This is a genomic window from Rhizobium sp. CF122 (assembly GCF_000282035.1).
Classification (GTDB): Bacteria; Pseudomonadota; Alphaproteobacteria; order Rhizobiales; family Rhizobiaceae; genus Rhizobium.
Genome location: NZ_AKKA01000067.1, coordinates 45,725 through 70,149 on the forward strand (window position 1 = coordinate 45,725; position 24,425 = coordinate 70,149).

The 24,425-nt window shown below is 60.0% G+C and carries 25 protein-coding genes and 1 pseudogene; 13 read left to right on the forward strand and 13 right to left on the reverse strand.

Annotated features, from left to right (window positions below; translation table 11 throughout):
• Window positions 1-29 precede the first annotated feature (29 nt).
• Complete coding sequence (locus tag PMI09_RS11275) at window positions 30-671, forward strand: chloramphenicol phosphotransferase CPT family protein (RefSeq protein ID WP_007793117.1); 642 nt, start codon at window positions 30-32, stop codon at window positions 669-671.
• A gap of 63 nt (window positions 672-734) precedes the next feature.
• Here the strand turns inward: PMI09_RS11275 and PMI09_RS11280 are convergent, their stop codons facing one another.
• From PMI09_RS11280 to PMI09_RS31580, 7 genes are all read right to left on the reverse strand, one after another.
• Window positions 735-1,613 (reverse strand): cytochrome c oxidase subunit 3, encoded by an 879-nt coding sequence (locus PMI09_RS11280; RefSeq protein WP_007793120.1) that lies wholly within the window; start codon window positions 1,611-1,613, stop codon window positions 735-737.
• Window positions 1,614-1,671: 58 nt separating this feature from the next.
• Complete coding sequence (locus PMI09_RS11285; RefSeq protein ID WP_037082775.1) at window positions 1,672-2,277, reverse strand: cytochrome c oxidase assembly protein; 606 nt, start codon at window positions 2,275-2,277, stop codon at window positions 1,672-1,674.
• On the reverse strand, window positions 2,274-2,414 hold the full coding sequence (locus PMI09_RS31720; RefSeq protein ID WP_007793125.1) for a hypothetical protein: 141 nt from the start codon (window positions 2,412-2,414) through the stop codon (window positions 2,274-2,276). The genes PMI09_RS11285 and PMI09_RS31720 overlap by 4 nt, the downstream gene beginning before the upstream one ends.
• A complete protein-coding gene (locus tag PMI09_RS11295; protein ID WP_007793127.1) occupies window positions 2,414-3,370 on the reverse strand; it encodes a heme o synthase in 957 nt (318 codons plus the stop codon). Before PMI09_RS11295 ends, PMI09_RS31720 begins: the two co-directional genes overlap by 1 nt.
• 69 nt (window positions 3,371-3,439) lie before the next feature.
• Complete coding sequence (gene ctaD / locus PMI09_RS11300) at window positions 3,440-5,143, reverse strand: cytochrome c oxidase subunit I (RefSeq protein ID WP_007793131.1); 1,704 nt, start codon at window positions 5,141-5,143, stop codon at window positions 3,440-3,442.
• 18 nt (window positions 5,144-5,161) lie between these two features.
• Entirely contained in the window at window positions 5,162-6,055 is an 894-nt protein-coding gene (coxB, locus tag PMI09_RS11305; RefSeq protein ID WP_007793133.1) for a cytochrome c oxidase subunit II, read from the reverse strand.
• Window positions 6,052-6,393 carry a hypothetical protein gene (locus PMI09_RS31580; protein ID WP_037082779.1) on the reverse strand — a complete coding sequence of 114 codons (342 nt, stop codon included), beginning with the start codon at window positions 6,391-6,393 and terminating at the stop codon, window positions 6,052-6,054. The genes coxB and PMI09_RS31580 overlap by 4 nt, the downstream gene beginning before the upstream one ends.
• Here PMI09_RS31580 and PMI09_RS11315 point away from each other — a divergent pair.
• The 3 genes from PMI09_RS11315 (at window position 6,392) to PMI09_RS11325 (ending at window position 8,998) form a co-directional block, all read left to right on the forward strand.
• A complete protein-coding gene (locus PMI09_RS11315; RefSeq protein WP_007793136.1) occupies window positions 6,392-6,979 on the forward strand; it encodes an invasion associated locus B family protein in 588 nt (195 codons plus the stop codon). The genes PMI09_RS31580 and PMI09_RS11315 overlap by 2 nt on opposite strands.
• Window positions 6,980-7,065: 86 nt before the next feature.
• Window positions 7,066-8,481 (forward strand): metalloprotease TldD, encoded by a 1,416-nt coding sequence (gene tldD, locus PMI09_RS11320; protein ID WP_007793138.1) that lies wholly within the window; start codon window positions 7,066-7,068, stop codon window positions 8,479-8,481.
• 19 nt (window positions 8,482-8,500) lie between these two features.
• The gene (locus PMI09_RS11325) at window positions 8,501-8,998 is read left to right on the forward strand and encodes a GNAT family N-acetyltransferase (protein WP_007793141.1); all 498 of its coding nucleotides are present in this window, start codon (window positions 8,501-8,503) and stop codon (window positions 8,996-8,998) included.
• Here the strand turns inward: PMI09_RS11325 and PMI09_RS11330 are convergent.
• Both PMI09_RS11330 and PMI09_RS11335 read right to left on the reverse strand, forming a co-directional pair.
• On the reverse strand, window positions 8,995-9,309 hold the full coding sequence (locus PMI09_RS11330) for a hypothetical protein (RefSeq protein ID WP_007793144.1): 315 nt from the start codon (window positions 9,307-9,309) through the stop codon (window positions 8,995-8,997). The genes PMI09_RS11325 and PMI09_RS11330 overlap by 4 nt on opposite strands.
• 58 nt (window positions 9,310-9,367) lie before the next feature.
• Window positions 9,368-10,645: a D-alanyl-D-alanine carboxypeptidase family protein gene (locus PMI09_RS11335; protein WP_007793148.1), complete on the reverse strand. Its 1,278-nt coding sequence runs from the start codon at window positions 10,643-10,645 to the stop codon at window positions 9,368-9,370.
• A 225-nt stretch (window positions 10,646-10,870) separates the two neighbouring features.
• Between PMI09_RS11335 and PMI09_RS11340 the strand changes: the two genes are divergently transcribed.
• Window positions 10,871-11,923, forward strand: coding sequence for a polysaccharide deacetylase family protein (locus tag PMI09_RS11340; protein ID WP_007793151.1), 1,053 nt, complete (start codon window positions 10,871-10,873; stop codon window positions 11,921-11,923).
• A gap of 20 nt (window positions 11,924-11,943) precedes the next feature.
• On the opposite strand, the gene pdxH is transcribed toward PMI09_RS11340, so the two are convergent.
• Complete coding sequence (pdxH, locus tag PMI09_RS11345; protein WP_007793154.1) at window positions 11,944-12,564, reverse strand: pyridoxamine 5'-phosphate oxidase; 621 nt, start codon at window positions 12,562-12,564, stop codon at window positions 11,944-11,946.
• A 66-nt stretch (window positions 12,565-12,630) separates the two neighbouring features.
• Between pdxH and PMI09_RS11350 the strand changes: the two genes are divergently transcribed.
• The 4 genes from PMI09_RS11350 (at window position 12,631) to PMI09_RS11365 (ending at window position 16,122) form a co-directional block, all read left to right on the forward strand.
• Window positions 12,631-13,089: an RT0821/Lpp0805 family surface protein gene (locus tag PMI09_RS11350; protein ID WP_007793157.1), complete on the forward strand. Its 459-nt coding sequence runs from the start codon at window positions 12,631-12,633 to the stop codon at window positions 13,087-13,089.
• A 246-nt stretch (window positions 13,090-13,335) separates the two neighbouring features.
• On the forward strand, window positions 13,336-14,505 hold the full coding sequence (locus PMI09_RS11355; RefSeq protein ID WP_007793160.1) for a DnaJ C-terminal domain-containing protein: 1,170 nt from the start codon (window positions 13,336-13,338) through the stop codon (window positions 14,503-14,505).
• A gap of 123 nt (window positions 14,506-14,628) precedes the next feature.
• The gene (fabI, locus tag PMI09_RS11360) at window positions 14,629-15,447 is read left to right on the forward strand and encodes an enoyl-ACP reductase FabI (protein ID WP_007793163.1); all 819 of its coding nucleotides are present in this window, start codon (window positions 14,629-14,631) and stop codon (window positions 15,445-15,447) included.
• A gap of 84 nt (window positions 15,448-15,531) precedes the next feature.
• Window positions 15,532-16,122 carry a histidine phosphatase family protein gene (locus PMI09_RS11365; protein ID WP_007793166.1) on the forward strand — a complete coding sequence of 197 codons (591 nt, stop codon included), beginning with the start codon at window positions 15,532-15,534 and terminating at the stop codon, window positions 16,120-16,122.
• A gap of 6 nt (window positions 16,123-16,128) precedes the next feature.
• Here the strand turns inward: PMI09_RS11365 and PMI09_RS11370 are convergent, their stop codons facing one another.
• On the reverse strand, window positions 16,129-16,389 hold the full coding sequence (locus PMI09_RS11370) for a DUF1344 domain-containing protein (RefSeq protein ID WP_007793168.1): 261 nt from the start codon (window positions 16,387-16,389) through the stop codon (window positions 16,129-16,131).
• Window positions 16,390-16,635: 246 nt separating this feature from the next.
• On the opposite strand from PMI09_RS11370, the gene PMI09_RS11375 reads away from it, so the two are divergent.
• The 3 genes from PMI09_RS11375 (at window position 16,636) to ribB (ending at window position 22,180) form a co-directional block, all read left to right on the forward strand.
• Window positions 16,636-19,806 carry a bifunctional diguanylate cyclase/phosphodiesterase gene (locus PMI09_RS11375; RefSeq protein WP_007793172.1) on the forward strand — a complete coding sequence of 1,057 codons (3,171 nt, stop codon included), beginning with the start codon at window positions 16,636-16,638 and terminating at the stop codon, window positions 19,804-19,806.
• Between the two features lie 162 nt (window positions 19,807-19,968).
• Window positions 19,969-21,066, forward strand: coding sequence for a chorismate synthase (gene aroC / locus PMI09_RS11380; protein WP_007793174.1), 1,098 nt, complete (start codon window positions 19,969-19,971; stop codon window positions 21,064-21,066).
• 10 nt (window positions 21,067-21,076) lie between these two features.
• Complete coding sequence (gene ribB / locus PMI09_RS11385) at window positions 21,077-22,180, forward strand: 3,4-dihydroxy-2-butanone-4-phosphate synthase (protein ID WP_007793177.1); 1,104 nt, start codon at window positions 21,077-21,079, stop codon at window positions 22,178-22,180.
• 7 nt (window positions 22,181-22,187) lie between these two features.
• On the opposite strand, the gene PMI09_RS11390 is transcribed toward ribB, so the two are convergent.
• Window positions 22,188-22,751: a hypothetical protein gene (locus tag PMI09_RS11390; protein ID WP_157213366.1), complete on the reverse strand. Its 564-nt coding sequence runs from the start codon at window positions 22,749-22,751 to the stop codon at window positions 22,188-22,190.
• On the opposite strand from PMI09_RS11390, the pseudogene PMI09_RS32155 reads away from it, so the two are divergent.
• Window positions 22,750-22,899: pseudogene (locus PMI09_RS32155) on the forward strand (IS110 family transposase); the annotation flags it as partial. The gene PMI09_RS11390 and the pseudogene PMI09_RS32155 overlap by 2 nt on opposite strands.
• A gap of 265 nt (window positions 22,900-23,164) precedes the next feature.
• Here the strand turns inward: PMI09_RS32155 and PMI09_RS11395 are convergent.
• Window positions 23,165-24,358, reverse strand: coding sequence for a winged helix-turn-helix domain-containing protein (locus PMI09_RS11395; protein ID WP_007793182.1), 1,194 nt, complete (start codon window positions 24,356-24,358; stop codon window positions 23,165-23,167).
• Between the last annotated feature and the right edge of the window lie 67 nt (window positions 24,359-24,425).

Here is a 24,425-nt window from a genome sequence, read left to right on the forward strand (position 1 = left end):
GATTCGCGCCAAACAGAAGAAGAAAACTGATGACATACGACAGCTCGGCCGGACAGATCGTCATCCTGAACGGCGCCCCGCGCAGCGGAAAATCGTCGATCGCCAACGCGATCCAGGAGCACTTCGACGGCCCCTGGATGAACCTCGGCGTCGACACCTACAACGACATGACCCCGGAACGTTATCTGCCGGGGATCGGGCTGCGCCCAGGCGGGGAACGCCCCGATCTTGAGGAGATGGTTCCGTTTCTCTATGCGGCGCTCTACGAATCGATCGCCATTCATGCCGGACTCGGCCTCAATGTGGTGGCCGACCTCGGCCATCACGACAGCTACTCTCAGCCGCTCGGCATTCTCGCCGATTGCGCGCGCCGGCTTGAGGGATTGCCGGTGCTTTTTGTCGGCGTCAGATGTCCGATCAAGGTCATCATGAAAAGGCGGAACATCCCTGTGCCTGGGGGGCATACGCTTTATGTCCGCGCGACCGAAAGCGACGCGGTCCCCCATCCCGTCCAGCTCTGGCAGGAGCAGGTTCATATCCCCGGCATCTACGATCTTGAGGTGGACACCTCGGTGCTGACGCCGTTGGAATGCGCCGAAGCAATCCGGCAGCGCCTCGACCTCGGCATTCCTGAACCCTCCGCATTCGAGCGGATCGCCGCCATGCGGTGATCGACAAAACAAAAAGGGCGGGTGCCACGGCACCCGCCCTTTTTCAGTTTCGTGACCTGCGGCTCAGCCCGCAGCCAGTGGCGCGCCCCAGCCGCCCCAAACATAGATGCAGAAGAACAGGAACAGCCAGACAACGTCGACGAAGTGCCAATACCAGGCCGCCGCCTCGAAGCCGAAATGCTGCTTCGGCGTGAAGTCCCCGCGGATCGCGCGCAGCAGGCAGACCAGCAGGAAGATGGTACCGACGAAAACGTGGAAACCATGGAAACCAGTAGCCATGAAGAAAGTCGCGCCGTAGATCGAGTTCTTGAAGGCGAACGGAGCGTGAGCGTATTCGTAGGCCTGCACGGCGGAGAACAGGACACCGAGCAGAACGGTCAGCGTCAGGCCCTGGATCAGGCTCCTGCGGTCGTTGTGCAGCAGCGCGTGGTGCGCCCAGGTGACCGTCGTGCCGGACAAAAGCAGGATGACTGTGTTGTAGATCGGCAGGTGCCACGGATCGAGGACCTCAATGCCTTTCGGCGGCCACTGGCCACCAGTGTAGGCGAGGCGCGAGGCCTGGATCGCTTCATTCGGGAAGAGGCTCGCGTCGAAATAGGCCCAGAACCAGGCGACGAAGAACATCACTTCCGAAGCGATGAACATGATCATGCCGTAGCGCAGGTGCAGCGAGACGACGCGCGTATGGGCACCCTCATGCGCTTCCTTCACGGTGTCCGACCACCAGCCGAACATGACGTAGAGAATGATCGCAAGGCCGATGAAGAACAGCCACGGATGAGCCCACTCGACGCCGAAGAGGTGCAGCGAGCCGCCATTGAGATAGCGCATGTAGCCGACGCCGCCGAATGTAATGACGAACGCGCCGATCGAAGCCAAGAGCGGCCACGGGCTTGGATCGATGATGTGGTAGTCGTGATGTTTCTGATGAGCATCAGCCATGTAAGCTATCCCCGGATCTCTTCCTCTCCGCTCCGGCATAGCCGGAAACGAACCTCAATCAAAGTTTCTTTTCAAGCTTTACCGTTCTACCCTCATTCGAAGCCAGCGGCTTCGGACCCTCTTTGGGATAGAACGTATAGGACAAGGTAACGGTGTGGATATCCTTCGATTCCACAGCCTTGGTAATATCAGGATCGATATAGAATACGACGGGCATTTCTAGCTTTTCGCCCGGCTTCAGGACGGTTTCGTTAAAGCAGAAGCACTGCACCTTGTTGAAATAGGCGCCGGCCTCGCCGGGGGTCACGTTGAACACAGCCTGGCCGCGCTGCGGCTCGTTCGACTTGTTCACGGCGACGAAATTCACCTGAATGGTTTCGCCGATGCGCGGATTGACCTCGCGCTCGACCGGCTTGAACTCCCAGTCGAGACCCGGCGCAATATTGGCATCGAAGGTGACTCGCATCTTGCGGTCGAGAATCACACTGGAGGCCTGCTCGACGCGCTGCGTCGTCCCATTGTAGCCGGTGAGTTGGCAGAACATCCTGTAGAGCGGTACCGCGGCATAACTCGCTGCGCCCATGCCGAAGACGAAGGCAAGGCACATAAGAACGATGGCGCCGTTGTTGCGCGGCTTCCTCGGTGCGCTCTGCATCTCGCTCATCCCATGTGCCCCGACGTAAACTTCACGATCGTAATCGCGTAGAAGAGCACGACCAGGCCGCCCAGAACCAGGCCGAGAGCGACGTTGCGGTTGCGGCGCGACTTGCGCTGCGCTTCCGTAAGCTTGACGACGTCCATTAGAAAATGCCTCCCGCATGTGAAACGAGCACGGCCGCAAGCCGGTCGAACATCAGGGCGGAGAAAATCGCGAAGAGATACAGGATCGAGAAGCCAAAGAGCTTCTTCGCCGGGATCATCTTCTCATCGCCGTCCGGCATCCGCCAGACGGCGATGGAACAGTAAATAAAGATTGCGCCAAGCGCGGCGGCAACCAGGCCATAGCCAAGGCTCGCAAAGTCGAGCGCCGTCGGCAGCACGCCGCAGATCGCCGTCAACACGGCGTAAGCGACGATCTGATGCTTGGTGGTCCGCTCGCCCGAGACATTCGGCAGCATCGGGACGCCGACCGCCTCGTAGTCTTCCATCTTGAACAGAGCCAAAGCCCAGAAGTGGGCAGGCGTCCACAAGAAGATGATCATGAACAGCACGAAGCTTTCGATCGTGACGGTACCGGCCACGCAGGCCCAGCCGATCATCGGCGGGAAGGCGCCGGCTGCCCCACCGATGACGATGTTCTGCGGCGTCGAGCGCTTCAGCCACATCGTGTAGATCACGGCGTAGAAGAAAATCGTGAAGGCGAGGATCGAGGCTGCGAGCCAATTGACCGCGAGGCCGAGGATCGTCACCGAGAAACAGGAAAGTACCAGACCGAATGCCAGCGCCTCGCGTGGAGCGATGCGGCCAGCCGGGATCGGACGCTTGGCGGTACGGGTCATGATCGCATCGATATCGGCGTCGTACCACATGTTCAGTGCGCCGGAAGCGCCCGCGCCGATGGCGATGCAAAGGATGGCGATGAGGCCGAGCACCGGGTTGATGTGCCCAGGGGCCATAACGAGACCGGCAAATGCCGTGAAGACCACGAGCGACATGACACGCGGCTTCAGGAGCTCGAAATAATCGCGCGCACTCGCCTCCGACAGGCGGAACTCGCCGTCGTGTGCCAGAGCTTTGCGATTGCCGATTACTGTCATTCTCTTGTCCTGCAAACCTGTAAGCCGACCGCCGCACTGTAACACGCGGCGGTCGCAATTTCTCGCATCTTACTTGATACGCGGGAGCTGTTCCCACTGGTGATAAGGCGGCGGCGAAGACAGCTGCCATTCGAGCGTCGTTGCGCCCTCACCCCACGGATTGTCGCCGGCAACGCGCTTCTTGGCGAAAGCCTCGAAGACACCGATCAGGAAGATCAGCACGCCGACGGCCGAGATGTAGGAGCCGATCGAGGAAACATAGTTCCAGCCAGCAAACGCATCCGGATAGTCGATGTAGCGGCGCGGCATACCGGCGAGACCAAGGAAGTGCTGCGGGAAGAACACCAGGTTGACGCCGACGAACATGACCCAGAAGTGCAGCGTGCCGAGGAACTCGTTGTACATGTAGCCGGTCATCTTCGGGAACCAGTAGTACCAGGCAGCGAAGATGGCGAAGACGGCGCCAAGCGACAGAACGTAGTGGAAGTGAGCCACGACGTAGTAGGTGTCATGCAGCGAGCGGTCGAGACCGGCATTGGCGAGCTGAACACCCGTGACGCCGCCGACCGTGAACAGGAAGATGAAGCCGATCGCCCAGACCATCGGCGTGCGGAAGCTGATGGAGCCACCCCACATCGTTGCGATCCAGGAGAAGATCTTCACGCCCGTCGGAACGGCGATGACCATCGTTGCAAACACGAAGTAGCGCTGCGCATCGAGCGACAGGCCGACCGTGTACATGTGGTGCGCCCAGACGACGAAGCCGACGGCACCGATCGCCACCATGGCGTAGGCCATGCCGAGATAGCCGAAGACCGGCTTCTTCGAGAAGGTCGAGATGATGTGGCTGACGATGCCGAAGCCCGGCAGGATCAGAATGTACACTTCCGGGTGACCGAAGAACCAGAACAGGTGCTGGTAGAGGATCGGGTCACCGCCGCCTTCCGGTACGAAGAAGGAGGTACCGAAGTTGCGGTCCGTCAGCATCATGGTGATGGCGCCGGCCAGAACCGGAAGCGACAGCAACAGCAGGAAGGCGGTGATCAGCACAGACCAGGCGAAGAGCGGCATCTTGTGCAGCGTCATGCCCGGAGCGCGCATGTTCAGGATCGTGGTGATGAAGTTGATCGCACCGAGGATCGAGGACGCACCGGCGATGTGGAGCGCAAAGATCGCAAGGTCGACCGCAGGACCCGGCGTGCCCGAACTAGACAGCGGCGGATACATCGTCCAGCCGCCTCCCGCACCGTAAGCGCCGGCAGGTCCTTCGACGAACATCGACAGGATGAGCAGAAGGAAGGCCGGAACGATCAGCCAGAAGGAAATGTTGTTCAGACGCGGGAACGCCATGTCAGGCGCACCGATCATGATCGGGACCATCCAGTTGGCGAAGCCGCCGATCATCGCCGGCATGACCATGAAGAAGATCATGATCAGCGCGTGAGCGGTGGTGAACATGTTGAACATCTGCTTGGCGCCGTCGATGGCGGCGTCGCCTTCGTAGCCGTAAACCATCGATGCCAGACCGTGGAAGATCTGGATGCCCGGCTCCTGCAGCTCCATGCGCATGGCAACGGAAAGCGCGCCGCCAATGATGCCGGCGATGATCGCGAAGATCAGGTAAAGCGTGCCGATGTCCTTGTGGTTCGTCGAAAAGAACCAGCGATTGATGAAACTCGGCTTGTGCGAGTGATCGTGATGGTCGTCATGGGCGTGTGCGCCATGAGAATGATCATGCGAGTGATGATCGTCGTGTGCGGAAGGTCCAGCCATGTCCCGTTCCCTCTTCCCTTACTGTGCGACGTTTTCGGCAACGTCGACGGTCTTTGCAGGACCATCGGTTGCGGCCATGAGTGTCTTGTACGCGCCGGGCAGATCGCTGGCGGCAGCGGCGAGCCACTGCTTGTACTTGTCCTCGGAAACGACGTGGATGGCGATCGGCATGAACGCGTGGTCCTTGCCGCAAAGCTCGGAGCACTGGCCGTAGAACAGGCCTTCGCGCTCGGCGCGGAACCAGGTTTCGTTGAGGCGACCCGGAACGGCATCGATCTTGACGCCGAAGGACGGCATCGCAAAAGCATGAATGACGTCGGTTGGGGCAGCGGTCACGAGAACGCGGACGGTCTTGTTGACCGGCAGCACCAGTTCATTGTCCACAGCCAGGAGGCGCGGATATTTCGACTTGTCGTCCTTGCCAGCAGCTGCGCGGTCCTGATCCTTCAGGAGATAGGAATCGAAAGCAACCGGGGTTTCGCCCGAGCCTTCATATTCGTAGTTCCACTGCCACTGGGTGGCGGTCGCCTTGATGGTAACATCCGGATTTTCCGGCAGGGTCAGCTGGGCGGTCAAAAGATTGAACGAAGGCACAGCGAGGAAAAGAAGCACGAGGACCGGTCCCACGGTCCAGGCAACTTCGATCAACGTATTATGGCTCGTCTTGGACGGCACCGGGTTTGCACCGGCGCGGAACTTGAGACAGACGACGATAAGAAGGACCAGAACGAAGAGCGTGATCGGAACGATAAACCACAGGGTATATTGTTCGAACCAATGAATGTCCCGCATGATCGGCGTGGCTGCCGGCTGCAACGTCGCCTGCCACGGCATCGGTTGGTCGGCATAACTGCCGGAAGCAAAAAGCAGACAGACCAGCGCGGTCAGAGCTGCATAAGCCTTCTTAATCACCTTAAAATCTCCCTCGAGCGCTGATCTGTGCAAAATCGCGCACAGAATCCTTGCCATCTCAGCGCTTCAAACCACAGTTTGTCATTGATCGCAACAGCCCAAAGCGTTTGTTCGTGCGGCATTTTCGCTTTCAAACAGGTTGATCCAAGCATAACGAAACATTCCATCTTTTCGTTGTAATCCGTGAAATATCGCTTGCGGCCCGTGCCGTCCGCCAACATTCTCGGATAAACGTCCCATTTCCGCCGTAGTCCCCGGCTTTTCAGCGGGTGGGGCTTTTCATTTTTGATGGCGCGCCCCAACTTAGCGGCACTGATTCGAATTGCAGAGGTTTTCATGGGTTTCCGTTCCCTCGCACGGCCGTTTGTGCTGACAGCGTGCATTGCGGCAGCAGCGACTGCTCCCGCTTTCGCCCAGCAGCAACCCGCGCCGGCACAGCCCGCGCCCCAAGCTCCGGCGACGCAGGCAACACCCGGCCAGACGCAGCCGCAGGCACCCGGCACCGTAAAGTCGAACCACGGCGCATGGTCAGTCGTGTGTGACAAGCCGGCCGGCGCCTCGACCGAGCAGTGCGCGTTGATGCAGAACGTCATCGCCGAGGATCGGCCTGAGGTCGGTCTCTCCGTCGTCGTCCTGAAGACCGCCGACCGCAAGTCGAAGATCCTGCGCGTTCTGGCCCCGCTCGGCGTTCTGCTGCCGAACGGCCTCGGCCTCAATGTCGACGGCAAGGACATCGGCCGGGCCTATTTCGTCCGTTGCTTCGCCGATGGCTGCTATGCCGAGGTTGTTCTCGAGGACGAACTGCTGAAGACCTTCCGCAGCGGCGCCAGCGCCACCTTCATCGTCTTCCAGACGCCGGAAGAAGGGATCGGCATCCCCGTCGATCTCAAGGGCTTCGCCGAAGGCTACGACGCCCTCCCCTGATCGTCTCGTTTTTTCGGGGCTTGCTCGAACCGTCCACCGGACCTACATCGGCTGAGAGCATTCCTGCTTCAGCGGAGCACAAAGACATGAATACGGATCTCCTCACGCTTTTCGATGCCGACGAAGCGAAGATGCGTTCGCTTGTTGCCGAGGCGCTTTCGGGCGCGGACGACGGGGAGCTCTACATCGAACACGCCCAGGCGGAATCGCTGATGTTCGATAATGGGCGACTGAAGGGCGGCAGCTTCAACACCGAACAGGGCTTTGGCCTGCGCGCGGTGGCCGGCGAAGCGGTTGGCTATGCGCATGCGGGCGACCTCTCCGTCGCCGCCTTGAGACGTGCTGCTGATGCCGTTGGCGCTGTCACCCGCGGTTACTCCGGTAGTTATGCCGCGGCTCCCCAGCGGACGAACAAGAAGCTCTATTCGGACGAAAACCCGATCGGCGCGCCGACGTTCGAGGAGAAGGTCAAGGTGCTGACCGATATCGACGCTTATCTGCGCGGCAAGGACGACAAGGTGCGCCAGGTGACCGCATCCGTGGCCGCCAGCTGGCAGGTCGTCGACATTCTTCGCGCCGATGGTCACCGCGTACGCGATATCCGGCCGATGACGCGCATCAATATCTCGGTCATCGTGGGTGAAGGCGAGCGCCAGGAGAGCGGCTCCTATGGCAGTGGCGGCCGTATCGGCTTTGGCGACTTCATCACCGAGGACAGCTGGCAATTCGGCGCAGACGAAGCCTTGCGGCAGGCGCTTGTGAATCTGGAGGCAATCGACGCGCCGGCAGGCACCATGGACGTCGTGCTCGGTTCCGGTTGGCCGGGCGTCATGCTGCACGAAGCGGTCGGCCACGGGCTGGAAGGCGATTTCAACCGAAAGAAGACTTCGGCCTTTGCCGGCCTTCTCGGTCAGATGGTTGCAGCACCCGGCGTGACCGTCGTCGACGACGGCACGATCGACAACCGCCGCGGTTCGATCACCATCGATGATGAAGGCACACCGTCCGCCTACAACGTGCTGATCGAAAACGGCAGGCTCGTCGGCTACATGCAGGACAGGCAGAATGCCCGTCTGATGGGCATGACACCGACCGGCAACGGCCGTCGCCAGGGCTACGCACACGTTCCGATGCCCCGCATGACCAACACCTACATGCTGGGCGGCGACAAGACGCCCGAGGAAATCATCTCTTCCGTCAAGAAGGGCATCTATGCCGTCTCCTTCGGTGGCGGCCAGGTGGATATCACCTCCGGCAAGTTCGTGTTCGGCTGCACCGAAGCCTACCTGATCGACAACGGCAAGATCGGTGCACCGATCAAGGGCGCAATGTTGATCGGCAACGGCCCGGAGGCGATGAAGCGCGTTTCAATGGTCGGCAACGACATGAAGCTAGACACCGGCATCGGCAATTGCGGCAAGGCCGGACAGTGGGTTCCGGTCGGCGTCGGCCAACCGCACCTCAGAATGGATCAGGTGACCGTCGGCGGCACGAAGGCTTAGTCGAGAACGGGGAGCGGCGATGAGCGAAATCGAAATCAGACCTTTCGTCGCCTCCGATATCGATGATGTTTTCTCGGTGATCCTGCCGATCCAGCGCGAGGAATTCGGTATTGCGATTACGGCTGACGATCAGCCGGATCTTGCCGTCATTTCCGATTTCTATCAGTCTGGAAAAGGTCAGTTCTGGGTTGCCGTACGCGACGGCCAGATCGTCGGCACGATCGGGCTGAAGGACATCGGCAACGATCAGACGGCATTGCGCAAGATGTTTGTCGCGGCTGAGGTGCGCGGTCGCGAACACGGCGTCGCGGCACGGCTTCTGGCGCAACTGGTGGCGCACGCAGAAGATCATGGGATCAAGGATATCTTCCTTGGAACGACCGACAAGTTCCTCGCCGCGCATCGCTTCTACGAAAAGAACGGCTTTTTGGAAGTTTCGAAAAGCGAGCTTCCGCGATCGTTTCCGCTGATGGCCGTTGATACCAAATTCTACCGGCGCATGATCACCGCAGCCTAGGTCTGGCCCTCCTCGGGCTGGAAGAGCCATTTGCGCTTGACCGCCGCCGCCAGATCCAGATCGTTCCTGTGCGCGAAAAGCAGGATGTGGCCGAGGACATCGGCCGTCTCATCAGCGAGGTCGCGAGCCAGTTCCTCATCCGACCTGCCTTTCCGACGCCCTCTGCCGCTGACCCGGTTCCAAGCCTGGGTGAGTTCGCCGATTTCCTCTTGAAGCTTCAGCAGAAACCAGTCCGCGTCGCGCTCTATGCCGTTGGCATCGGCATAGTTCCGCGAAGCACGCTCGAACTTTTCGGCGAGATCATTCAGCATGACGTTCTCCTTTTGTTTATAAAGGAGAATCCTGATTCTGCTGGAAAGTCGAGATTGATCAGCCGTGATCGGGCAGCAGCATGCAGTCGTAGGAGCGCTGTCTTAGGGCATCGCAGGCAGATGTAGCCGCCTCACGGCTCTGGAAGCCGATGAAGCGAGCGCGATAAACCTTGTTGGCGCCATTGCCGACAGCCTCGGTATAGGGCGACGCGGCTTTCAGCGCCGCACCACCTTCAGCCTTGGCCTGGGCAAGAAGGGCGCGGGCGGCATCGTCGCTCGATGCGGCCGAGATCTGAATCTGCCAGTCGCCGGAAGCAGACGGCGCGCCGGCGGATTTGGCGGCGGGCTTGCTGGCGTTGGTTATTTCTCCGAGAGCGGACGGACGCTCCATCGGAGTCGCATCGCTCAGATAGCCGAGCGCCTTCGGCGAGAGTTCATTTGTGCGCGGCGCAGTTTCCGGGATCGGCATGTCGCTGTCATCAGCCGCGGAAGCAACTTCCACCTGCTGGCGCGCATTGATGCTTGCAACCAGTTTACCGCCGGTTGACGCACGGCCGAGATACTTGTCGAGCAGACCCGCCATCTTGGCGTCGCGGCTGCGGGCGGTGCGGCCGCCAAGCACGACACCGACGACGCGGCGGTTGCCGTCCTTTACGGCGCTGACCAGATTGAAGCCGGATGCGTTGGTGTAGCCGGTCTTGATGCCATCCATGCCCTGGTAGCGGTACATCAGGTTGTTGTGACCGCGGATCGTGCGCCCACGAAAATTGAAGCTGGCTGTCGAGAAAAGGCGATACTCGCTTGGATAATTCCGCATCAGCGCCACGGCAAGCGTGGACATGTCGCGCGCCGTGGTGACCTGCCGGCCATCGGGAAGGCCGGACGCATTATAGAAAGCCGTGCGGTTCATGCCGAGCTGCCGGGCCTTCTGCGTCATCATGCGGGCAAAGTTGCTTTCCGAACCACCTAGCTTCTCGGCCATGGCGGCGGCGGCATCATTGGCAGACTTGGTGATCATGCCAAGGATCGCATCGCGAACCGTAATGGAATCGCCAGCGCGAACGCCGAGCTTCGTCGGCGGACGCGAGGCGGCGTATTTCGACATGACAAGCGGTGTGTTCCAGCTGAGCTTGCCACGGTTGATCGCCTCGAATGCCATGTAGATGGTCATCATCTTCGTCAGCGAAGCGGGGTGATTCAGAACGTCGGCATTTTCGGCGCTGAGCACCTTGCCGGTACGGGCATCCAATATGAGGGAGGCGCTGCCGGCCATCGCCGTCAACGGCGCCGCAACGACGAGCGTCGCGGTCATAATCGCGGCCAACAGCTTCTTCATGCAATTCCCCTCGATGAACGAATAGCCGGCGCCATTCGGATTTGTCCCGTTCCGCTACAGAAGCCGCCAATGTGGCGCGACTTTGCGGCGACTGGTATGATTTTTGACAAGTTTTATCCTTCATAGTGAAAATCCCGTAAAGAGGACACTCAAAAATCCTCATTCAGCAAGACTTAACCTCGGGCTTGCTAGTTTCGCCGCTCCGGAAACCAGCGGGCGAATGAGATGACGGCGAGCGTCAAAAAGCTTGCGAAGCGGATTGCGATCGCAAGCGGTCTTGAGACTGCCAATCTGCTGCGCGCAGCCGGCGTGATGCGCGGCGCTCGCGGACTTGGCGCCATCTTCACGCTCCACCATGTCCGTCCGCACGAAGAGAGCACGTTCGAGCCCAATGCGCATCTGGAAATCACGCCGGAATTCCTCGATCTCGTCCTCGATCGCCTGAAGAGTGACGGTTATCGCTTCGTGGCGCTTGCCGAGATTCCGGCACTGCTTTCGCAAACCGCGTCCAGTCAACCCTTCGCCGCCTTCACCCTCGATGATGGCTACCGCAACAATCTCGTCTACGCCCTACCGATCTTCGAAAAGCACGAGGCGCCTTTTACCGTCTTCGTCGCCAAGGGCCTTGCCGAACGCACGCATACGATCTGGTGGGAGACGCTTGCAGCACTTCTACGCAAGGAAGAGAAGCTCGGCTTCGATTTCGGCAGCGGCCACGAGATGCTCGACGTCACGACGACCGATGCAAAGGAGCGCGTTTTCGCGCGCATCGCCAACCATCTTCATCGTCATGACGAGAGCGCCGCCGTCGCAGCCATCGATCTAATGGCGCGAAAGCACGAGATCGATCCGGACGAAATCGTCGACGATCTCGTCATGACCCCGGCGGAACTCAATCTCCTCGAGGCCAGCCCCCTCGCCTCGCTCGGCGCGCACACAATCAGCCATAGGGCGATGTCGCGACTCTCCGACCCGGAGGTTCGCGACGAGATGGAGGCGTCCCGGGACTACGTTGCTGCGATCACCGGCGACCGACCAAGCTCCTTCGCCTACCCTTACGGCACACGCGAGGCGGCAACACAGAGGCAGGCAGCCATCGCACGCGAAGTCGGTTTCCAGATCGCGGTAACGACCCAACCCGGTGTCGTCACCCAGCGCTCGCTCGGCAGCATCACCTATCTGCCGAGATTCTCGATCAACGGAATTTATCAGAACGTGCGGTACGTGTCCGGCCTTGCCTCCGGTATTCCGTTCCGGTTTGCGCCAAACAGGGCGTGAACGCTCCTGCTGATGCCTGATCAGGGATACATGCGGACCTTCGTCCAATCGCCTTCTGGCGAAGGCCGGCGGAACTCGATGCGGTCGTGCAGGCGGAATTTCTGATCTTTCCAGAATTCGATCGATACCGGCCGGATCCGGAAGCCCGACCAATGCGCCGGACGCGGGATCTCCCCGATTGCATAGCGGGCGGTGTATTCGGCTACAGCTTTTTCCAGCGCGAATCGGCTCTCCAGCGGCCGCGACTGCTTGGATGCCCAGGCACCGATTCGGCTGCCGCGGGCTCGCGTCTTGAAGTAAGCGTCGGCTTCTTCGTCGCTCACGATTTCCACAGGTCCGCGCAAGCGAACCTGCCGCCGCAGCGTTTTCCAGTGGAAACACATGGCCGCTTTTTTCTGCCCGAGGATTTCCTGACCTTTCTGACTCTCGAAATTCGTGTAGAAGACAAAGCCCTCGTGATCGAATCCCTTAAGGAGAACCATGCGGACATTGGGAAGGCCGTCCTCATCGACCGTCGCAAGCGCTACCGCATTCGGGTCATTGATCTCGGAAGCCTCCGCTTCCTTCAACCACTCGGCAAAAAGATCGAACGGTTCGTTTCGCTCGGTGAAGTCACCGCTTGTTAACTCATTTGCCGACATATTAGCTCAAATGCCCCGGGTTTATTCGAAATTTGCCCAGCCTTTGGCTACTGGACAGGACGCAGGGTGGAAGTCATAGCAAAGTCAGATCGTGATACAAAGGGTCTGCTGCGTCGCAGCGCGGCCTTCTGCATTGTCGGTGCGGCGGTGCTCTCCCTCTCCGGCTGCATTTCCAGCGGTTTGGATCTCTTCAGCAGCTCCAAGGTCGATCGGTCGGTTGCAACGGGCACCGTGCCGCAGCCCGCGCCGACGAGCGACTCGATCTCCGACGAAATGACCGTCGGCAACGCCGTGACCTCAGCCGATATCCAACGGCTGGAGGGCCGTCCCCTCCCCTGGGCAAACGCGTCGACCGGCAGCGCCGGCGTCATCGATACGATCGTCGAGAATACGGATTCCGGCAAGGTTTGCCGCCAGTTCCGCACGACGCGGCATTCCTATGTCGGCATCGCAAAATTCTACGGCAAGACCTGCCTGGTCGGCGGCGGAAACTGGCAGCTCATGAGTTTCCAGCCGGAAAGCTGAACGCCGTGCCGAGCATGCTTAACGCGCGCTCCGTTCTCTCATGATGTTTAGCAAAAGGCTAACCATTCGGCGCAAAAGCGAGACGTCTCCCACGTCGAATAAGAACTGATTAGCAACTTCTATCCACAATCCGCCTCAGGTGGGCACGGTTTCTTCCTGTGGATGAGGCCGGGCGCCAAGTGAGAGGCTTCGGGGTGCTAGGGCAGAGGACAGGCACACCGCATCGGAACACCGGCGGTTTGGGACATGCGCGATCCTTATAAGATTTTGGGCGTCAAGCGGGACGCGGGCCAGGACGAAATCAAGGCAGCCTGGCGTAACATGGCCAAGGCCGTTCACCCTGATCACAATCAGGGCGACCCGACGGCGAGCGCGCGCTTTGCCGAGATCGGCCGCGCCTATGAAACGTTGAAGGATCCGAAGAAGCGGAGCCTCTTCGACAATGCCGCGCGCATGGCAGAAGCCAAGGCCAACGAGAACACGATCATGCAACAGCGTCAGGCAGCTCGCGAAGCTGCCGCACGTGCAAAGGCCGCTCAGGCCAATGCCGAGCGCGTTATGGAAGAGCTTGCGCGCGCCGCCGCGCAGAAGGCTGCGGCGGACGCCGCCAAGCAGCGGAAGACAGGTACGGCCGAGCCGCCAGAAGAAATGATCGAGCGTATCTTCGGCACGCAGGCACGCGCTGCGGCCGGTGGCGGCCGCACCCAAGGTTTTGCCGCCGCCGGTGCTTCGAAGCGGCCGGAGGCGGAAATTGCGAGTGCAGACAAACAGCCGGATGCAGCCAACGCCGAGGCTGAACAGCAAGCTGCTGAGGACGCGACCACTCAGGCCTCCGCGGTCATGCAGCCGCTTAGCTTGCTGACTTCACTCGTTCGCCGCTTTACCGGCGGCAGCGCTGCCGCGCCCGAAAAAGCGCCAGACCAGTTCGTAACGAAGACCGTCACAGTCGATGAGGTCATCAAAGGCAGTTGGGTCACGGTCGACCTCGGTGACGGTCGTGACACGGGATTTGCGCTGGCGGCCGGCACGACGGAAGGTCATCAGATCCGTCTGAAGGGTCAGGGCCACAAGCTCGCCGGTTTGCAGCGCGGCGATGCTGTCGTCAGCATCCACATTGCGTCGGATGAACGGTTTACGGTCAATGGCTTCGATCTGCACACGGTGCTGCCGGTAACGATCGAGAATGCGGTGCTCGGAACCGAAGCGCGTATTGAAGGCCCCAATGGTCCCGTCACCGTCACGATTCCCGCCTGGTCGGGCTCCGACAAAACCATCCAGATTCAGGGTCAGGGGTTGGCGAACACGGACGGCGGCAGGGGCGATCTCGTCGTCGAACTGCGTATTATGTTGTGGGAAAAACCCGACGACAAAGTCACGGATCTGATGCGGAGCATGAAGAACGGGCTGTTTCTGTGAAATTTTGGTGACACACGCACCCTTTGTTACGGTCCCTAACAGTTGATGATTGCTGCCAATCTTGAACCGATTAGCAGCCTATGCCATAGGCAGGACCGATCAGAATTCCTTAGGGGGCGAAATATGGCTCAGGCAACAGGCCTCATGTCAGGCAAGCGCGGCGTCATCATGGGCGTTGCCAACAATCGTTCGATTGCGTGGGGTATTGCCAAGGCTATTCATGCACAGGGCGGCGAAATCGCATTTACCTACCAAGGCGACGCATTGAAGAAGCGCGTAGAGCCCCTGGTTGCAGAAGTAAACGGCGTTCTTGCCGGTCATTGCGACGTCAGCGACGAGTCGACCATCGATGCCGTCTTCGACCACGTCGAAAAGCTGTGGGGCAAGATCGACTTCATCGTTCACGCGATCGGCTTCTCGGACAAAGACGAGCTGACGGGCCGCTATGTCGATACGTCGGCTGACAACTTCGCCAAGACGATGCAGATCTCCGTCTATTCGTTCACCTCGGTCGCGCGTCGCGCCGAGAAGCTGATGACAGACGGCGGTTCGATGCTGACGCTCACCTACTATGGCGCCGAGAAGGTCATGCCGAACTACAACGTCATGGGCGTTGCCAAGGCAGCACTGGAAGCGAGCGTGAAGTACCTGGCCGTCGACCTCGGACCGAAGAACATTCGCGTCAACGCTGTTTCCGCCGGCCCGATCAAGACGCTGGCAGCATCAGGCATCGGCGACTTCCGCTACATCCTGAAGTGGAACGAATACAATGCGCCGCTGCGTCGGACAGTAACGATCGAAGAGGTCGGCGATGTCGGTCTGTACTTGCTCTCGGATCTCTCGCGTTCGGTTACCGGGGAGGTCCACCACGCAGACAGCGGCTACCACGTCATCGGCATGAAGGCGGTAGACGCGCCGGACATTTCCGTCATAAAGGACTGATCGCACTCTTTGCTGCGTCGCGCTCGCGACCCCTTTCTTCGCGACAGCGATTGAGGGGTTGCGTGCCCCAAACGGAGCCGATCATTGCTTATCTACGTCGTCAGACACGGCCAGACAGACTGGAACGCCGAACGCCGCCTGCAAGGGCAGAAAGACATTCCGCTCAATGCCATCGGCAGAGCGCAGGCGTGGCAGAACGGTATCGACCTCGCAGAAATCCTCAAGGTCGAAGCAATCCCCTTCGATTTTGTAGCAAGCCCGCTGGCGCGCACCCGCGCCACGATGGAAATCATGCGCGAGGCGATGGGTCTTCCATCGAAAGACTATCGAACCGACGAGCGCCTGGTCGAGGTGTCCTTCGGGGACTGGGAAGGCTTCACGATCAAGGAGCTGAAGGCCACTGCCCGGGACCGCGTCACCGAGCGCAATCTCAACAAATGGGATTTCATTCCCCCGGGAGACGACGCGGAAAGCTACGAAATCATGTCCTGGCGCGTGGCTTCCTGGCTGAATTCCATCGACAAACCGACGGTTTGCGTGACCCACGGCGGCGTCATACGCAGTCTCTTCAGGACGATTGCCGCCTTGCCCAAGGATGAGGCTGCCGAAGGTGAGATCCCACAGGATCGCATCCTCAAGATCGATCGCGACAACGGATTGATTGGCTGGATCTAGGCCTGATTACTGGACGATATCGAGATCGTTGATGACGCGTTTGCCATCCACCTCGGTGTAGAAGACGATAACCTTCACGCCCGCCTTCAACCCCTCGAAATTGAATTCCTCCGGTGCCTGATAGGTCTTTCCGTCATCAAGCGTGAGGCTGAGATTTGTCACATCGACCTTCTTGATCGTCGCCTCGACGTCCGCGCTCTCGGCAAATCCGCTGATCGGCGACAAGAAACTGGCAGTGGCCAAAAGCGTAGCTACTACGAAGCGCATGACAGCATTCCCTCGAAAACACGACTCAATAATCCAACTGCGCACAGATAACCTCCCGAATATGGCGAAATTTGCCCTGAAGAATGACTTGCCGCGCCAAATTGGTGAAGAGTATTTTAACAATAACGGCATCGGTTCATTAATTGCATTTCCAGTACGTTTCCGCGTCCGGCAAAGGGTATTGGCGGGCAAGCGTAAATTAACGGCTTCTCTCTACAGTCGTCCTCGAACATGGGAGACTGGGTTTTGCTATTCCGCCTTAGAGACAGCAACACATTGCGGCGCGTCTTCAGGCATACACGCCTAGCCCTCCTGATTTCCAGCCTTGTTACTGTTGTTGTTGTCATCGTCGGCTTCGGGCTGGACCGCGCCAATACTGCCGCTCATCTGCGCGAACTGACGATACGGACAGAAAACGAAGTAAGTTTGATTCGGGCGCGGATGACTGCGCAGATCAACATGGACATCACGGTCGTTCGCGACCTGGCCAACATGGTTGCCGTCAATTCGAGCGTAAATGCCGAGGAGATGGAGCGGCAGATCAACTGGCTGCTCATCCAGAACCCCCACTTCCTGAATATTGCCGTCGCACCGGATTTCATCGTCGGCGCCGTCTATCCGCCACAGGCCGGGAAAGGCCGAATTGGGAAAGATGTCCGCGACGCTCTTGCCGCGCATCAGTCGGTGATGCGCACCGCCGGCACGCAGCAGGCACGCTTCTCTGGCCCGATCACGGTGTCCGACGGCACGGAAGCCTTCGCGATCTTCTTTCCTGTCTTCGTGAAGGAGAATGGGCAACGCCGGATCTGGGGCGCGGTCGAGGTCATGATCGATGCAGACATGTTCTATCAGAGCACCGGCTTGCGGCCGGCGCGCAACAGCGAGAATCAGGAGAAGTATCCCCACCTCGATCACCTCTCGATCGCGGTACGCGACCTCGCTACGGCGGACTCGGCCACGCCCTTCTTCGGCGTGCAGGATTTGCGCGAGAAGCAACCGATAACGCGAAAGATCGCCTTTGCCGGCGGGCGCTGGCAGATTGCGGCGGTCCCGAAGACCGGCTGGAACGCTGTTCCCGAGAACCAGTCAACGCTCCGCCTGATCATCGCCGCCGCCGGCTGCATCACGGTCGTCCCGGTCTTCTTTGCGACCCTGCTGCTCGGCGAGCGCAATCGCAACATCGAGCAACTCAAGGTGCGCGAGGCGACGCTGCTGAAGCTGTCGCAGCGCCTCAATCTAGCATTGGAATCCTCGAATATCGGCATATGGGAACTGCACGACCACGGGCATACCCTGTTCTGGGATGCCCGGGCCGCAGCGCTCCACGGTAAACCGGCAGAAGACGGCAGTCATTCGCTGGAAGACTGGCTTGCTGCGATCGTTCCCGAAGACCGGCACATCGCCGAGGTCCACTTCTTCAACTACAACGTCGCCGGCTCCGCCTATGAAACACAATACCGGGTCGTAGCCGAGGACGGCACTGTCCGACATCTGCGCTCCGTCGGCTCCTTCTACACGGACGCGGCCGGCGACGACAAAACCATCGGCATCGTCTGGGACGTCACCGCCGACGCGGAAGCGGCTGAAACGCTGCGCAGGGCGAAGGATGTCAGCGACATTAAGAATGCCGAACTCGAAATGGCGCTGGACGAACTGTCACGGCGCGAGGCGGAGCTCTCCGAGCTCTCCGGCAAGCTGGATCTCGCGCTCGACTCCTATCAGTGCGGCATCTGGGAAGCGACGCTCGGCGACGAAGGCTCGATCTGGGACGAGCGGATGCACGAGCTTTATGGGTTGACGCCAAGGGCCGGATTCATGACCGAACCGGTCTGGCTTTCCTGTATCTTGCCCGAAGACAGGGGACTGGCGGTCGAGAGCGCTCGCCATTTCAAGCAACTTGGCGACACTCATACCCTGATCTGCCGTGTCCCGACGGAAGACGGCGCGATGCGCTACGTTCGTTCGACGGGCAAGGTTCACCAGACCCCCAGCGGCAAACTGAAGATCATCGGCGTCGCCTTCGATGTCACCGAAGATGCTCTGATGACCGCGCAGCTCAAGGCGGCCAAGGACGAGGCGATCGCCAAGAATATCGAGCTCGAGATCGCCAAGAACCGCATCGAGCACAATTCGCTGCACGACCCGCTGACGGCGCTCGCCAACCGCCGCAAACTTGATATCGCACTTGAAAGGCTGACGCTCGATGGCCGCAGTGAGCGGCAGAAGTTCGCCATCCTCCACATCGACCTCGACAGGTTCAAGGAGATCAACGACACGCTCGGCCATGCCGCCGGCGACGCGATGCTGATCCACGCGTCGCGAGTGCTGTCGAGGAACCTGCGCGGTGGTGACCTCGTCGCGCGTATCGGCGGCGACGAGTTCGTCATTCTGTCGCTCAACGCCAGTGATGCCGATATGTCGGCGCTGGCCGGCCGCATCATCGAGCAGATGCGCCAGCCGATCGACTTCGAAGGGTTCGCCTGCCGTTGCGGCGTCTCCATCGGCATCGCGCTCGCCAATGGCATGCACGTCGATGCCCGCAAAGTGCTGATCAACGCCGACATCGCCCTTTACCGCGCCAAGAGCCAGGGGCGGAACCGGCACGAATTCTTCAGCCACAATCTTCAAGCCGACATCATAAACAACAAGCGCCTGGCCGACGAGATCCTTGCCGGCATCGAGAACGGCGAGTTTACCGCCTGGTATCAGCCGCAGTTCTCAGCGCGCTCGATGCAACTCACCGGCGTCGAAGCCCTGGTTCGCTGGCAACATCCGTCCCGGGGACTGCTGACGCCGGACAAATTTCTGAAGATCGCCGACGAAATCAACGTCGTCCAAACCCTTGACCGCATCGTTCTCGACACCGCACTGAAGGACAAGATGCGCTGGACAGCAAGGGGCGTCTCCGTTCCGAAGATTTCGGTCAACGTTTCGGCGCGACGGCTGCATGACGAGACACTGGTCGAGACATTAAGCGGCCTGCAAATCCGGCCCGGCGAACTGTCCTTTGAATTGGTCGAGTCAATATTTCTCGACGAAAGCGAGGATGTGGCCACCCATAACCTTGAACGGATCAAGGCGCTTGGGATCGACATCGAGATCGACGATTTCGGCACCGGTCATACGTCGATCGTCAGTCTCCTCAAGCTCAAACCGAAGCGGCTCAAGATCGACAGGCAGCTGGTGCAGCCGATCATGAATTCGCCGCAGGAGCGCGCGCTGGTCAGCTCGATCATCGAGATCGCCCGCTCGCTCGGAGTCGAGACGGTAGCAGAAGGCGTCGAAACGGCGGCTCACGCCACCCTCCTCCACGAACTCGGCTGCGACCTTCTGCAGGGCTACGCGTTCTCGCGCCCGCTGTCCTTCGCGGACTTCGCGCAAATGGCGATCGGAAGCTCCTGGAGTATCGCCTCCTGAGGCCATCGTTTACAATCAGCGGAAACACCATTTCCTTTCGTTGACGGTTTCGAGCAAAGAAAGGCTTTTGCCGCTGCGTCTTTTTGGCCTATGAGTGTCGCGCATTTTTCAGATGAAGGACGCCGCCGGTGACGACCGGTTGGCGTGATCCGGTCGGGACACATGTCGCACAACACATTCGGTCATCTCTTCCGCGTAACCACCTGGGGTGAGAGCCACGGGCCGGCGCTGGGCTGCGTCGTCGACGGCTGCGCTCCCGGTCTGCGCTTCAAGCTCGAGGACATTCAGGTCTGGCTCGACAAGCGAAAGCCCGGCCAGTCGCGCTTTGTAACGCAGCGTCGCGAAGCCGATCTCGTCCAGGTGCTGTCCGGCGTTATGCTGGACGCCGACGGCGAGACGATGATCACAACAGGCACGCCGATCTCGATGATGATCGAGAACACCGACCAGCGCTCCAAGGATTACGGCGAGATCGCACGACAGTACCGGCCCGGCCATGCCGACTATACCTACGATGTAAAGTACGGCATCCGCGACTACCGCGGCGGCGGCCGCTCGTCCGCCCGCGAAACGGCTGCACGCGTGGCAGCCGGCGGCATTGCCCGTCTCGTCGTGCCTGGCGTCAAGGTGCGTGGCGCGCTGGTGCAGATCGGCAAGCACAAGATCAACCGCCAGAACTGGGATTGGGATCAGGTCGATCAGAACCCGTTCTTTGCGCCGGACCCTGAGATCGTTCCTGTCTGGGAAGACTATCTCGACGGCATCCGCAAGAACGGCTCGTCGATCGGCGCCGTTGTCGAGGTCGTGGCCGAGGGCGTACCGGCAGGTCTGGGTGCGCCGATCTATGGCAAGCTCGACCAGGATATCGCCTCGCTGCTGATGTCAATCAACGCCGTCAAGGGCGTCGAAATCGGCAATGGCTTCGAGGCCGCCGAGATCACCGGCGAGGAAAACGCCGACGAGATGCGCATGGGCAATGACGGCAAGCCGTTGTTCCTGTCGAACAAGGCCGGCGGCATTCTCGGCGGCATTTCCACCGGTCAGCCTGTTATCGCGCGTTTCGCCATCAAGCCGACCTCATCGATCCTGACCGAGCGCCAGTCGATCGATGCAGACGGTAACAATGTCGATATCCGTACCAAGGGACGGCACGATCCATGCGTCGGCATTCGCGCCGTGCCGATCGGCGAAGCGATGGTCGCCTGCGCCATTGCCGACCACTATCTCCGTGACCGCGGCCAGACCGGCCGGCTGAAATAGGAACACTGACATGCCTTACGATCAGAAGCGCGTCGTCGATGCGATCCGGGCCTTCGAGGCTGGCGAAATTGTCGTGGTGATGGATGACAACGACCGCGAGAACGAAGGCGACCTGATCGTTGCGGCCGTCCATTGTACTGCGGAGAAGATGGCGTTCATCGTGCGTCACACCTCCGGCATCGTCTGCACACCGATGCCGAAGGAAGAAGCCCGCCGGCTCAATCTGAATGCAATGGTTGCTGAAAACGACTCGGCCCACACGACGGCCTTCACCGTTTCGGTCGATTTCAAGCACGGCACGACGACGGGCATTTCCGCTGATGACCGGACGCTGACTGTTCGCAGCCTGGCCAACCCCAATGTCGGCGCCGGGGACTTCGTGCGTCCGGGCCACATCTTCCCGCTGGTCGCGCGCGAAGGCGGCGTGCTCATGCGCTCGGGTCACACCGAAGCCGCCGTCGATCTCTGCAAGCTTGCCGGGCTTCCGCCGATCGGCGTGATCTGCGAGTTGGTCAATGATGACGGTACCGTCACGCGCGGACCGCAGGTGGTCGAGTTCGCCGAAAAGCACGGCTTGAAGCTCGTGTCGGTGGCCGATCTGATTGCCTATCGCCAGCGCAAGGAAACACTGATCGAACTCGGCGCCAGCTTTGATGTCGAAACGCCCTTCGGCAAGGCCAAAGCCCATACCTACTCGCTCCCCTGGGATCCGATGCAGCACCTCGCCGTCGTCTTTGGCGATATCCGCGACGGCATCGATATTCCAGTACGCCTACACCCCGAAAACGTCGCCGAGGACCTCTTCGGGAAGCGGAGCCCGGTCGATCACTACATGCAGAAGATCGCCGAGGAAGGCCGTGGCATCATCGTCTATCTCCGCGAAGGCTCCGTCGGCGTCGGCCATTACGACAACGGCCGCAAGACGCGTAGCCAGGGCCGCGAATCCCACGCCGAAGCCAAGAGCCGCGAAAGCGAATGGCTGGAGATCGGCCTCGGCGCGCAGATCCTCAAGGACCTCGGCGTCACGTCGATCAAGCTGCTCACCAGCCGCGAGCGTCACTACGTCGGCCTCGAGGGCTTTGGGATCAAAATCACCAATACGGAGATTTGCTGAGATTCAGCTAGATAGTGTTGGCAAAGATCTCAATATTGACGAGACGATCGTTGCGATAGGTTATCGAGAAGTCGTACGCATAAGGCTGCAGAATGTAATACCGGCGCCGCCACTGCGCTATAAGGCTGCTATAGCTCTCGGTATGCTTGGTGCATGCGACGCTGAGCGTGCGATCAGAAGCGTTTGGTAGAATGCGCGTGTGATCGTTGTATTTTAGATGCTGCGCACTCAGCCAAGCCACCCCTTGCTCCGGACCTCCCAAGGTATCCAGAATCCGGAATAGGCAGATTTGTGCATCCCACTCCGTACGGAAACGGCTCCAATCGATCTCGAAGGAGTCTCGCTGCGCACAGCTTTCAGGATCCGGCCATCTTTCGAGGCCGTGCAGTAACCCAAGTGAGATATCGCAATGCGGATCGCGCAGCATCCGATAGTTTCCCAGGGAAACAATACCGTCGGGACTTATCGAGGTGATGTGGCTCTTGAGATATGCGACGTAGGCGGCGGCGCATCCGGCCAGCGCGGCGACCACTGAAAGAAATCGAAGAATACGGCGAACCTTGGATTTCAAACGCTGGGCACTGGCGGTCGCCAGACGTGCGGGTCCCAGAAAGGCGCGTGTCGCGCTGGCCCGTAAGCTGGCGGTGGTGTTGCACCACATGCTTAGGGATGGAACCAACTTCATTCCCCACAAGGCTCAGGCAACCATGGCCGCCTGAGCCGGAAAGAGACAACCGGACAGGTTTCGGGCGGGCACTGCCATCAGCCCCCCGGAGCAAGGTCCCTTCGCCTGGACGATGGATGGGTTAGGCCGCTGAAAGGCAAGCAGCACTCAGGTGACTGCGCGTTCCTAGATTGGCCAGCCGGTCCTCAGCAGACCCCATAAAGCAGCGGCCAAGCGCCGACTGCGAACAGAAGCAAGCACTCGGCGAGGGACTAAGCTCACAAGGGATTGACTCAAGGCCCGTTACAGAAGCCTTTCATCTAGCTCTTCGTATACCACCCATCCAGCAGCACGACCTTCTCCAGTCCCGCAAACTTTGCCACGCGCTCCAGTTCGGCATGCAGCCTTTCGAGCCGCCCGGCCGCAGCCTTCACGCTCGGCTCCAGCCACAGCCGCTTCACGTCCAGCGTTCCGCCTTTGCGATCGGCCTTCATGTCGATGCGACCGATCAGCTTGTCACCTTCCAGAAGCGGGAAGACGTAGTAGCCGTATTCCCGCTTGGGTTCGGGCACGAACACCTCGATGCGATAAAAGAAGCCGAAGAGACGTTCGGTGCGATTACGGTCGCGGATCATCGGATCGAAGGGGCTGAGCACGCGAACGCGCGGCGGCGCATCGGGATAGTCCTGAAGGCTCGTCAGCAGATCCAGGAAGGCCCAGGAGGCTCGCGGTTTGCCGCCAAGCGCCGGCTCTATCAGAACCTCGGTCAACTCGTCGCGATGCGCGTTGACCCATGCTTTCGCTTCATCGGGCGACAGCAGATCCCAGAAAGCGGCGATCTCGCCATGCGTTGCAAAGCCCAGGCGCGTCAGCGCACTGCTGCAGGCCCAGTCGACAAACTCCTCACGACTGACTTCTGGCTCGTGGAATTCGGCGGGAATGACGCGCTCGACCAAATCATAGATCTTCTGGAAGTTGGAGCGTCCGGCGATGGCGAACTTGCCAGTGCGCCAGAAATATTCGAGCGCCGTCTTGTTGGGATGCCAGTTCCACCAGCCGCCGGAAACGTGCCCATCCGCCTTGATCTCGCGGGCCATGATTGCTCCGTCGCGAGCGACCCGCTCAAATGTCTCCTCGAAGGCGTGTTCGAACCCCTCCCCCTGCCATTTTCGCCAGCGTTCGCCGATCACCTCTTCCTCGTGGCGAAACTTGTGTTTCCAGTATCGGAAAAAGGCGCTGGGCAGGATCGAGGCGTCATGCGTCCAGTGCTCGAAAAGCGAGCCTTCCTTCTCCAGAAGTGCAGTCAGATGCTCGCGCTTGTAAGTCTGGTTGCGGGAAAACAGGATCTGGTGGTGCGCCCGCTCCACCGTCTGAATGCTGTCCACCTGCACGAAGCCGATCTCGTGGATGAGTTCCAGCAGGCCGGCCTTGGTCAACGCCTTGTTCGGCGGCGCGCTCAGACCCTGCTTGGCGAGGAATATGCGGCGGGCATCGGAATTCGAAAGATTCGTCATCTGCGCATCATAGAACGGAAAATGTTCCTAGCCACCCGATATGTTGGCACGATCATCAGGTAGGAGC

What these genes read in the sequence shown, in the direction of transcription:
- PMI09_RS11275 (WP_007793117.1), top strand. Translation starts at nt 30, where the DNA reads ATGACATACGACAGCTCGGCCGGACAGATCGTCATCCTGAACGGCGCC.
- PMI09_RS11280 (WP_007793120.1), bottom strand. Translation starts at nt 1,613, where the DNA reads ATGGCTGATGCTCATCAGAAACATCACGACTACCACATCATCGATCCA.
- PMI09_RS11285 (WP_037082775.1), bottom strand. Translation starts at nt 2,277, where the DNA reads ATGAGCGAGATGCAGAGCGCACCGAGGAAGCCGCGCAACAACGGCGCC.
- PMI09_RS31720 (WP_007793125.1), bottom strand. Translation starts at nt 2,414, where the DNA reads ATGGACGTCGTCAAGCTTACGGAAGCGCAGCGCAAGTCGCGCCGCAAC.
- PMI09_RS11295 (WP_007793127.1), bottom strand. Translation starts at nt 3,370, where the DNA reads ATGACAGTAATCGGCAATCGCAAAGCTCTGGCACACGACGGCGAGTTC.
- ctaD (WP_007793131.1), bottom strand. Translation starts at nt 5,143, where the DNA reads ATGGCTGGACCTTCCGCACACGACGATCATCACTCGCATGATCATTCT.
- PMI09_RS11315 (WP_007793136.1), top strand. Translation starts at nt 6,392, where the DNA reads ATGGGTTTCCGTTCCCTCGCACGGCCGTTTGTGCTGACAGCGTGCATT.
- PMI09_RS31580 (WP_037082779.1), bottom strand. Translation starts at nt 6,393, where the DNA reads ATGAAAACCTCTGCAATTCGAATCAGTGCCGCTAAGTTGGGGCGCGCC.
- tldD (WP_007793138.1), top strand. Translation starts at nt 7,066, where the DNA reads ATGAATACGGATCTCCTCACGCTTTTCGATGCCGACGAAGCGAAGATG.
- PMI09_RS11325 (WP_007793141.1), top strand. Translation starts at nt 8,501, where the DNA reads ATGAGCGAAATCGAAATCAGACCTTTCGTCGCCTCCGATATCGATGAT.
- PMI09_RS11330 (WP_007793144.1), bottom strand. Translation starts at nt 9,309, where the DNA reads ATGCTGAATGATCTCGCCGAAAAGTTCGAGCGTGCTTCGCGGAACTAT.
- PMI09_RS11335 (WP_007793148.1), bottom strand. Translation starts at nt 10,645, where the DNA reads ATGAAGAAGCTGTTGGCCGCGATTATGACCGCGACGCTCGTCGTTGCG.
- PMI09_RS11340 (WP_007793151.1), top strand. Translation starts at nt 10,871, where the DNA reads ATGACGGCGAGCGTCAAAAAGCTTGCGAAGCGGATTGCGATCGCAAGC.
- pdxH (WP_007793154.1), bottom strand. Translation starts at nt 12,564, where the DNA reads ATGTCGGCAAATGAGTTAACAAGCGGTGACTTCACCGAGCGAAACGAA.
- PMI09_RS11355 (WP_007793160.1), top strand. Translation starts at nt 13,336, where the DNA reads ATGCGCGATCCTTATAAGATTTTGGGCGTCAAGCGGGACGCGGGCCAG.
- fabI (WP_007793163.1), top strand. Translation starts at nt 14,629, where the DNA reads ATGGCTCAGGCAACAGGCCTCATGTCAGGCAAGCGCGGCGTCATCATG.
- PMI09_RS11370 (WP_007793168.1), bottom strand. Translation starts at nt 16,389, where the DNA reads ATGCGCTTCGTAGTAGCTACGCTTTTGGCCACTGCCAGTTTCTTGTCG.
- aroC (WP_007793174.1), top strand. Translation starts at nt 19,969, where the DNA reads ATGTCGCACAACACATTCGGTCATCTCTTCCGCGTAACCACCTGGGGT.
- ribB (WP_007793177.1), top strand. Translation starts at nt 21,077, where the DNA reads ATGCCTTACGATCAGAAGCGCGTCGTCGATGCGATCCGGGCCTTCGAG.
- PMI09_RS11395 (WP_007793182.1), bottom strand. Translation starts at nt 24,358, where the DNA reads ATGACGAATCTTTCGAATTCCGATGCCCGCCGCATATTCCTCGCCAAG.